General features: G+C 45.9%; 7 protein-coding genes and 1 pseudogene. 2 read left to right on the top strand and 6 right to left on the bottom strand.

Annotation, left to right across the window (positions count from 1 at the left end; translation table 11 throughout):
• Positions 1–64: 64 nt before the first annotated feature.
• The 6 genes and pseudogenes from HRU42_RS19030 to HRU42_RS19055 form a co-directional block, all read right to left on the bottom strand.
• Entirely contained in the window at positions 65–937 is an 873-nt protein-coding gene (locus HRU42_RS19030; RefSeq protein WP_295033430.1) for an EamA family transporter, read from the bottom strand.
• A gap of 162 nt (positions 938–1,099) precedes the next feature.
• Positions 1,100–1,948 carry a 3-deoxy-8-phosphooctulonate synthase gene (gene kdsA, locus HRU42_RS19035; RefSeq protein ID WP_295033431.1) on the bottom strand — a complete coding sequence of 283 codons (849 nt, stop codon included), beginning with the start codon at positions 1,946–1,948 and terminating at the stop codon, positions 1,100–1,102.
• Positions 1,949–2,099: 151 nt separating this feature from the next.
• Positions 2,100–3,362, bottom strand: a complete 1,263-nt coding sequence (locus HRU42_RS19040; RefSeq protein WP_295033432.1) for a DUF819 family protein — start codon at positions 3,360–3,362, stop codon at positions 2,100–2,102.
• Positions 3,363–3,571: 209 nt separating this feature from the next.
• Complete coding sequence (locus HRU42_RS19045; RefSeq protein WP_295033433.1) at positions 3,572–4,360, bottom strand: tetratricopeptide repeat protein; 789 nt, start codon at positions 4,358–4,360, stop codon at positions 3,572–3,574.
• Positions 4,360–4,755, bottom strand: a complete 396-nt coding sequence (locus HRU42_RS19050) for a SirB2 family protein (RefSeq protein WP_295033434.1) — start codon at positions 4,753–4,755, stop codon at positions 4,360–4,362. The genes HRU42_RS19045 and HRU42_RS19050 overlap by 1 nt, the downstream gene beginning before the upstream one ends.
• Positions 4,756–5,386: 631 nt before the next feature.
• A pseudogene (locus tag HRU42_RS19055) lies at positions 5,387–6,421 on the bottom strand (transposase).
• A 73-nt stretch (positions 6,422–6,494) separates the two neighbouring features.
• On the opposite strand from HRU42_RS19055, the gene HRU42_RS19060 reads away from it, so the two are divergent.
• A complete protein-coding gene (locus HRU42_RS19060) occupies positions 6,495–9,176 on the top strand; it encodes an RHS repeat-associated core domain-containing protein (RefSeq protein ID WP_295033435.1) in 2,682 nt (893 codons plus the stop codon).
• On the top strand, positions 9,154–9,567 hold the full coding sequence (locus HRU42_RS19065; protein WP_295033437.1) for a hypothetical protein: 414 nt from the start codon (positions 9,154–9,156) through the stop codon (positions 9,565–9,567). Before HRU42_RS19060 ends, HRU42_RS19065 begins: the two co-directional genes overlap by 23 nt.
• The last annotated feature ends 284 nt before the right edge of the window (positions 9,568–9,851 follow it).

Here is a 9,851-nt window from a genome sequence, read left to right on the forward strand (position 1 = left end):
TGGTTATCCTAGCGAGTAACAAAGCCAACAGCATAAACAAGCCCAATAAGGAATGATGTACTCATTAGCCCCACATCACTAAGACGGCAGCCAAGGCGATGAGTATCAGTGCCAACATATCTTTTATGTTCACTTTCTGCTTGAGCCAAAACATGGCGATTAACAAGGTGAAGAAGACCTCAATCTGGCCTAACGTTTTCACGTAAGGTACGGATTGAAGTGACATGGCACTGAACCAACCGATAGAGCCCAGGCAACTCGTAATGCTGGTGAGTAAGGTGAGTCTGGGTCGCTCTATCAAGGCAGTTAATGTCTGCTTGTCTGTGATTAACAGATAGGCGAGCAAGACCAGAGTTTGAATGGTGATGACGAAAAGTAAAACCCAGGCAGCTCTGTGGGGGAAAGGTAAATCCAATATTAAACTGGCCTGACGAACCCAGAGAGAAGTCAGCGCAAATAAAGTCCCACAGGCCAAACCTATCAAGGCCGTCTTAAATGAGATGCCTCTGAACCCTTTGGCACTGCTCATCATAAATACCGCTACGCCGCCTAGTAGCACACCGAGCCAGCCTAAACCGGTAAGCTGAGTACCAAAAAACAACACACCTAATACGGCAGCGACAAGCGCTTCACTCTTGGCAAGCCCGGCTCCCACAGCGAAATTTTTAAGTTTGAACAGCTGCACCAGTAATACCGTTGCCAATATCTGCACAGCTGCAGCACCAAGTACATACAAGCTGAACTGAAGCGATATTTCAGGCATGCCCACCGGTTGCCAAAGATACAGGCTGCCGAGATAGAGTGCAGCTATGGGACCGGCCCACAGGAAACGCGCCAAGGTGACACCGGCGACCTTAACCTCTTTACTAAGTTGACTCTGAAATGCATTACGCCAGGCCTGCATAAAGGCGGCTAGGAAGGTAAAGAAGATCCACATAGGGTACGACGGCTTCTTAGAAAGAATGGAAAAGGGTGGCTAAGCATATCCCATAGATGAACCACAGGCGATATCAGAGGATGGAAAGTTAAATATACTCAACAAAATGAATTAAAAAAGCCCCAATCAGATGACCGAGGCTTAGCATGACAAAGAAACTGCTTACTTGCTGGTATCTATGGCATCGAATGACTTGACCAAATCGTCCACTGCTTTCATCTGAGTCAGGTAGTTTTCTAACTGACTCAATGGCAAGGCACATGGGCCATCGCATTTGGCATTGTCCGGATCCGGATGCGCTTCGATGAATAGACCAGCCAAACCTAAGGCCATGCCACTTCTTGCCAGCTCAGTTGCCTGAGCGCGGCGGCCACCTGCACTGTCGGTACGTCCGCCAGGACGCTGCAATGCATGAGTGACATCGAAGATAACTGGATAGCCAGATTGCTTCATCTCATCCATGCCGAGCATGTCGACGACCAAGTTGTTATAACCGAAACTAGAACCCCGTTCACACAGAATAATATTATCATTACCGGCTTCATTGAACTTAGTGATGATATGACGCATTTCATGAGGGGCCAAGAACTGTGGCTTCTTCACATTGATGATGGCGCCGGTTTCTGCCATGGCAACCACAAGATCAGTTTGACGAGCTAAGAAAGCGGGTAACTGAATGATATCGACCACTTCTGCCACTGGTGCGCACTGGTGTATCTCATGCACATCAGTGATCAGAGGCAGATTAAAAGTTTGCTTAATCTCCTGAAAGATCTTCAAACCTTCTTCCATACCCGGGCCGCGATATGAATTTATCGACGAGCGATTAGCCTTATCGAATGAGGCTTTAAAAACATAAGGAATGCCTAACTTCTGCGTCACTTCGGCATATGTTTCAGCGATCTTCATCGCTAAATCACGAGATTCGAGCACATTCATGCCACCGAATAACACAAAAGGTTTATCGTTTGCGATCTCGATATCACCTAGACCTATGACTTTATTACTCATCAATACTTCTCTCTATAAGGCCAAGGCCATTGCCTTAGCGTTAACCAATAAAACATTTAGCAGCCATTGGACAGTGATTTTCGCAATAACTGTCCACACATCCACGCCATATATTCACTTTATACTAGTACACAGCATGCTGTATTTTAGCCTATAAGCCTTGCGTTGCGATGATCTGGAGTAGCTGGCCACACATCCACGCCATATATGTCCCAACAGCATAGCCTAATACAGCAAGTAGTACACCAACAGGCGCTAATGCGGGATGGAATGCTGCGGCGACCACAGGCGCAGAGGCCGCGCCGCCCACATTGGCCTGACTTCCCACCGCCATATAAAACAGTGGTGCCTTAATCAGCTTAGCCACAATAAGCATAAAGCTAGAATGTACTAACATCCAGATGATGCCGATGGCGAAATACCATAAGTTATCCGGATCTGCCAACTTGGACACATCCATATGCAAACCAATAGTAGCCACCAGAATATACAGGAACACAGTAGCCACTTTTGACGCCCCGGCAGCTTCCAAATGGCGTACAGGACTGAATGACATGGCCAGGCCAATAGTCGTTACTGTGACGATCAACCAGAAGAATTTGGAGGTCAGGCTGTAATCTCGGGTCCAGGGGTAATTAGCCTCGAAGAATGGCCCCAAGAAGTCGGCAAATACGTGAGCTAGACCCGTGACACCAAAACCAACCGCCACAATCAGCATCAGGTCGTTTAGACTGGGAATACGGGAATTTTCGGCGTGGTACTTTTCGACCTTGTCTTTTAACTCTTCGATTGCACTGGTGTCAGCGCCCGTCCAGGCATCTATCTGCTTGGCCTTAGAAGCCATAAACAGCAATACCGCCATCCAGATATTGGCGACAATCACATCGACAGTCACCATGATAGAGAAGATATCGCCACCTGCCTCATAGATCTCTTTCATCGCAGCCTGATTCGCGCCACCACCGATCCAGCTTCCGGCTAAGGTCGTCATGCCACGCCATACGGCTTCGGGCCCGGTTACACCCAAAATTTCCGGGTGTATGGCTGAAATGATGAGCAGGGCGATAGGTCCACCGATCACAATTCCCACCGTACCGGTCAAGAACATGATAATGGCCTTAGGACCGAGAGAAAGAATGGCCTTTAGATCGACACTTAAGATCAATAGGACTAAACAAGCCGGCAGTAGGTATCTTGATGCCACGAAATAAAGCTGCGAGGTACTTCCGTCGATGATATTAAAGGTGTTCAGCAATGAGGGAAGGAAATAGCACATCAGCAGTGCAGGGATAAATTTGTAAAACTTTGTCCAGAAAGGATGCTTACTGTTACTGGTATAAAAAACGAACCCTAAAACTGCGGCCAATAGGCCCAAGGCCGTGGCATCATTTGTCACTATGGCTGTGCTACTCATCTGTGTTATCTCCCCTAGATAGCATTATTTTTATTATGTTTTTTGTTTAGCTTTGTTATTTCTTACTTGTTGATTAGTTTAACGGCTCGATACAGGCGAATATCGAACTAAATGAGAGTGACCGCAATCCTTGCCTGCCACTCATTTTTATTGAAAAGGCTTATCTATGAGTCCTCTGAACCGTAACAGCCAGCTCAATTAGACACATGTTAATGATAAACTTCTTGTTTACCCTTGAGCTCTTTGAGTTGCATTTTAACCAATTCAATCACAGGATCGTGCGGGCTGTTATCGACAAAGTGTTTAAGGTCTGCCTCGGCCACGCTGATACAACCTAGCTGTTGCGCGATAAAGGCGCGTTCTCGATTAAGGTTAAGATCATCTGCATGCCATTGAAGCAGTAAATTACAACACTCCATCGCTGGCTCAAAATGATGTGAGACGATACTGCCGGCTTTAAGCTCGTGTATCATTCTGGAGATCAGACGCTTCAAGCTTACAGGCTTAAGATAACTCGGTTTAAAGCCTACGCCATTGCCCAGTTCTCCCCGCACTAATACGTGAAGTTTATGTCGTGTTAAGTCATCACCGGTTAACGGATCGATATAACGGATCTTGTCATCGATTCGGCTACATAACACAGTAGTGCCAGGCAGTAGCAAAGGCTCTAATTCTAGATCTAGTTGCTTTGCTAGCAACATCAACACCGTGGCCAAAGTCGTACTGTTTCCCTGACGCGTGGTGACACAAGCCCCCAAATCAGCGGCTTCAACACTAAAATAGGATTCACGGGCGCAAAAACCTAAATCTTGATAAAACCAATGTAAAAGACCCTCTAATCTCTCATGAGGATCTACTACATAGTGACTCAAGACTGAGCCCGCAATTTCTAACCAAGCCCATTTGGCTGATTCGAGTTTTGAGAAGCCCAGATGCTGTGAAATTTCAAATGCCATTTCTGGTAATTGAATACTGTCTTTCAGAGTCAGAGTTGTCATTAGACCATTAGCACCGCTTGCTTAAAAATGGCTATCTTACCGGCATATACCACCCAAGCAATCGCGCCGAAAGCGGCAAAAACCTTGAACAGCTTTCCTTTGTTAGCTTTTAAAGAAATAGTAGCTAAAAGGATATACGCCATAACAGCGCCTAACTTCTCGGTGATCCAAGGGTCAATGAAGGGATATTGCTGAATGACGAAACACAAGGTCAAACCTGATAATAAGAGTAATGTATCGATGACATGGGGAGCAATTTTAATCAGCTTCTTATCCATGATGGGAGACTGGCGCATATGAAGCACGAAACGGACTAAGAAAAACAACACACTAGCGGCAACGAAGGTCAAATGAACGTGCTTAATAGCAGGATAAAAACTGTTTAGGGGTTCCATTTAAAACTCTTATTAGGCTGACAAAGGCGGTAGTGTACCCGATCCCCTTCTCCATCACCAATATCACGGCTAGCCTTGAGCTAATTTCCACATCATCGATGAGTGTTGCTTGTTGGATAACAAGTTTCAAATATCCTTTGGGGTTGGCTTCATTTGGCGGTTTGGGTATTTTCTTGGTTTGCAGGTAAGCATGGCTTCATTGGCATCTATTGCTTGCAGCAGGCTTTAGTGCAAACACTTCTGTGACACGGCGTGCTATCTATTAAAGAAATGGGTCCCTATAGCCTCTACGACATCAAACAACCTCCATGTTTAAGAGCCAGTTCGATATCCTTATCTCTCGCTCGAAGAGTTTCACGCTGTGAAACCTAGCCCTGCTGTCGAAGGTCACAGCCGCGTTCACACCTGTTGTGGTTTCGAGAAAGTTGCCTCTCCGATTTGAGTTTTACTGGCTAGTAACACGTTTCTGGACATAAATGGGTTAGTGCAATCGCTCTAGTTAAGCTGACATTGATTAGAAAAAGTATCTTAAATTATTATCAGGGCCTACTTCGCTCCGACATGTTTATTTATCGACCAGCCTTTTAACGTAGGAGCGGCTTCAGCCGCGAAGACCTGTCCGAAAGCCTTGCTAAGGAGATGGATGAAGTGCAGTGCTGCTGGCTTTACCTTTACACCATAGCCCACAGTTATGCCGTTTTTTGAAAGCACACATAGCATCCCAACGACCACTAATACCACTGTATTGGCGGCGAAACTCTTTCGCTGAGGTTATCCAAGCCTCGGGTGCTATGCCAAGTTCATTGAGTAATTTAGGCTGGCTTGAATCAATAAAACCTTTTTGATCAGGCCTAATGGCTCTGCCTGTCCAATCGATAAGTTGAAGGTGATCACAGAAATGAAATGGGATGGCTGATTGAGTCGCTAGGTGGGCAGCACCATCGAATTGGGCAAGGGGTTTGAGTAGCTCACTCGAGGCTGATGCTGATTTATCATCATTGGTTTTAGTGTTTTTATAAGAAGTACTTAGCTCGATGATACGCTCCTGAATAGACGTATAATCAGATGATTGGAGTGTATTAGCAATCCCAGCCCTGATAGGGTTTAAATCCACGTACATCATGCATGCTAGCAGCGCCTGTTCATCGAGTAAGGCTTGGCTCTTAAAACGACCCTCCCAGAATGCCCCTTTACATTCATCCTCACGATTGGCCCTACGCGCAGTCTCTTCATTGAGGCACCTCAAGTCCCCATTGAATCAATAGCAAGAGATACTCGATAGACGCTCACCCTCGATTAAGGTGTCGCCATTCATGTATTTAGTCGCTACATCATATCCTTTAGTCACCTTACACCAAAGCTCAATTATCTCGCGGTTAGACAGCGATTTAGCTCTATCAAGGTCAATTTTAAGCACTAGATGATAGTGATTATTCATCACCGCATAGGCACAGACATCGATACAAAAGATAGCAGAAAGAGCCTTAACCTTAGATTCTAAGGGGAGCCGACAATCCAGCCGCGTCTATGCTCGAAACTCTTACCTGTCAGTTTATCCTCACCACAGAGGTAAACTCTTCTAACACAACGATTTAATATATGATAGAAGGTCGTCGATTCTGGGTCGATATAGCCCTAATAATCAGTTACGGCGAGCTGAAGTCATAGAAGCTACCTCATAAAAAGCTAAATCAAGATAACTTAAAGCTTAGTAGGGGATAACTGAAAAGACAAAAGATATGGCTGTCCTGTCTTTTTTTTACGACAATCTGGGGCGTAAGGTACACCAAAAAGTCACCGGCACCGCCGATATTGTCTCCGAAGATATGTTCTGGACTTACGGCTCTGGCGATAATAAGCACAGACTGATTAGAGAGTCTATTGGCAATGGCTCAGGGGGCAATTGGAGTCGTCACTTCTACTATGACAACTTAGGTCGCGGCGTTGCCACGCTCACCAACTTAGACGGCACCACTCACTGTGTTGCCAAGGCCGTGTTTAACTCGGCTAACAATGATTTGCGCATGGTGGATGACACCTTAGCCGATCCCATTGCTAGCCGCTGTGTGATACAGCAGACTCAGTTCGACCAATATGGCAGGGTGTTCCAGCAGTTTGACGACTATCGTCGCAACAGCGATGGCAGTTTCGTCGAAGCGCGAGGTCTGCGTCAGCACTATCAAAATAACCAAGTGCTAAAGCAGCAAGAAGCACGTGAAGGCAGTGCGGGACGTATCTATCATGAAATTGTCACCATCAACGACAATGGCCTACTAACCGAGTACAACAAGGGTAACCAGGCCATGAACCTGAGTTACGATGTTGCCAATCGATTAGACGGGATAAGCAGTGGCGACCATCTGCAATCCGATGTGTATGTCCATGACAGCATGAACAACCTAACCTCTCGCCTCTTGGCTAGCTCTACCGAGCAAAGCTTCGACTATGATGCGCTGAATCGGGTGACCCATGTCAACGGCTTAGAGCGTTACCAGTATGATGATAATGGCAACCTGAAACACAAAGATGGTTGGAGCTTAGGTTTTGATGGCGATAACCAACCGCTTCATGCCGTGACCAGCCGCAGTAAACTAGGTCAGGCAACAGAAACCTATGGTTATGATGCCAATGGTAATCAGATCACAGGCTTAAAGGATGGCTCGGCTTGGCGCAGCTTCAGTTACAGTGGTCGCAACAAGGCCACCGAGATCACTGTCGGTGATAAAACCACCCGCTTTAGTTATGACGCCAATAACAATCGTTTCAAGCGTACCGACAGCCAAGGCACCATCTTCTATGTCGGTAACCTGGAGCTGACGCTCAAGCCCGCAACGAGCACTGGCCAATCGCAGACCTATATCAAGCGTTATCTGGGCGATGCCATGCAGACCTATTATGCCGATGGCAATGCCATGCTGCGTTGGCTGTATAAAGATCAGTTAGGCTCTATTATCGCTATCACCAACGACAGCGGCAAACTGGTCAAGCGCTTTAGTTATGATGTCTTCGGTCAGCAAACAGAAATTGTGCCAACCGAAGCCGAGCGTATCGCTCATTATGAGCATACGGCCATGTCGGCGCTGCTCCTGGCCGAGATCTCGCCGAACACCCGTGGTTATACCGGCCATGAGCCGGTCGATTTTGATGGCGACAAGCGCATCATTCACATGAATGGTCGTATGTATGACGCCGCACTTGGGCGCATGCTCCAGGCTGATCCTGTGATCCAGGCCCCGGATAATCTGCAGAACTATAACGCCTATAGCTACGTATTGAATAACCCGCTCAATATGACCGATCCCAGTGGCTATTCCTTTAAGTCACTGCTTAAGGGGGTGATGAAGATCACCGGTGTCTGGTTTATCCATGAATTTCTGAACAGTATTCCTGTGCTGAATAGCCTTATTAGCGTAGTGCTCAATGTGATCCCCGGCTGTCAGGTCTGGTGTAGCGCCTTGTATAACGGCATGTCGACCTTTGTTGCGACAGGTAGTTTATCGGCGGGATTAAAGGTGGGGGCTATCAGTGCGGCGGCGGGTTATGCTCTGCAAGGGATCGGTGAGCACTTCAGTGAGATTGGCGGGATTAATCAGGTTGCAATAGACTCAGGTATATGGGCTAAAGATGGCTTCGTTGAGTTTGGCGGTAATATGCTGACAGCTGGCCAGGCAGCTTCTCAGATAGGGGCTCACGCTCTGGTCGGTGGACTGTCGTCGACCTTGCAAGGAGGCAAGTTTGGTCATGGCTTCTTCAGCGCTGGAGTGACGAAAGGTGCGGGCGGCATCTTCCTGCCAGGTGGCAGTGGGCTTAAGGCATCAGAGGTGTTGAAAGGCACTGTGGCTTCTGCGATTATTGGTGGCACCGCATCAGCGATCAGTGGCGGCAAGTTTGCTAACGGTGCGCGGATGGGGGCCATGCAGTACTTGTTGAATCAGGCTGGGAAGTCATTGAAGCAGTTAGGTAGGAAGACACTGTGGGATAGAGTTCAACAAAACTCTGGTAGTAATTTCTTGTCTGATTTTAAAAGAAAGAACCCTTATGAATACGCATTATTTAAAAAGTACGCCTTAAGTGTCGATGCTGACCTGTGGAATGATTCATCTGCTGGTTCTGCCATGGAAGAAAGTGCACTTAGAGGCTTCCCTAGTTTTGCGGTTGCGGCGGCGAAGAGTTACTTTAATAAGGCTGTGCTAAGCCAAGCTTCAGGTAATATTAAAGGTGTTTTCACTGGGGCAGCAACTAATAAAATCCTGTCTATAATTAGAGCTTTGCCTATAGTGGGTAAGTTGTATGGGGATTATAATATGGCTGCTGGTGCAAATGGATATACTTCTAACTTCGACGAAGTTATGATGATTAATAGTCAAGGCCCACAAGTGATTAATAGAGGGTTGTTTAATGAAATTTATGGTTCCAATTAGTAGTTTTTTGTTTTTTATGGTTTTATTTTTTGCAGGCTGTAATAACTCCTCAGAAATTGAAAATAAATATATTGAGTTAAGTTACTGTTTACATGTGGATGAGGATAAGTGCACTGCTAGCCGTATTGAAGGGTACATTAGGTTTTTTTCTTCAAGCGACGTGAAAATTGAAACTGAAAAAAGCGCACCAATAAATAATTTGTGTCTACTTATTAGTCGTTATGATAAGTTTGAATATAATATTGATCATAAAGGTAGAGAAATGTTGTTAATTAAAATTGAGCCTAAGGTTAGATCTAGTAAATATAGCTATACTTTTTACAAAGATTGTAGAGACCTATTTGGACTTGAATTTGTTAATCCAATGGATAAAGGGTTCAGGGGTGGATAAGAGGATTGGATAAATGATAAAGAAGATAAAGGGGTCAAAGAAGATAAAGGAGAAAATTCAAGCCAGCCATTGTTAATCAATAATATACCAGTCTCTACTGAGTTATCAATGCTCTATTTTACTATCTAAACAAGTGGGGTCAGCAAACAAGTGAGGGCCAGGGGCAGCGCATGAGCGATTAATTTTTACTCGCACCGCTCAAACCCGCCTCTAATACGCGTTCTAGGTTAGATGGGTTCATCAAACAGCGCTTTTGCTTACCCACTATACTTACCTTAGTTGGC

This window comes from Shewanella sp. (assembly GCF_013214165.1).
Lineage (GTDB): Bacteria > Pseudomonadota > Gammaproteobacteria > Enterobacterales > Shewanellaceae > Shewanella.

Coding starts and splice junctions, on each gene's coding strand:
- HRU42_RS19030 (WP_295033430.1), bottom strand. CDS start 937: ATGTGGATCTTCTTTACCTTCCTAGCCGCCTTTATGCAGGCCTGGCGT.
- kdsA (WP_295033431.1), bottom strand. CDS start 1,948: ATGAGTAATAAAGTCATAGGTCTAGGTGATATCGAGATCGCAAACGAT.
- HRU42_RS19040 (WP_295033432.1), bottom strand. CDS start 3,362: ATGAGTAGCACAGCCATAGTGACAAATGATGCCACGGCCTTGGGCCTA.
- HRU42_RS19045 (WP_295033433.1), bottom strand. CDS start 4,360: ATGACAACTCTGACTCTGAAAGACAGTATTCAATTACCAGAAATGGCA.
- HRU42_RS19050 (WP_295033434.1), bottom strand. CDS start 4,755: ATGGAACCCCTAAACAGTTTTTATCCTGCTATTAAGCACGTTCATTTG.
- HRU42_RS19060 (WP_295033435.1), top strand. CDS start 6,495: ATGGCTGTCCTGTCTTTTTTTTACGACAATCTGGGGCGTAAGGTACAC.
- HRU42_RS19065 (WP_295033437.1), top strand. CDS start 9,154: ATGAAATTTATGGTTCCAATTAGTAGTTTTTTGTTTTTTATGGTTTTA.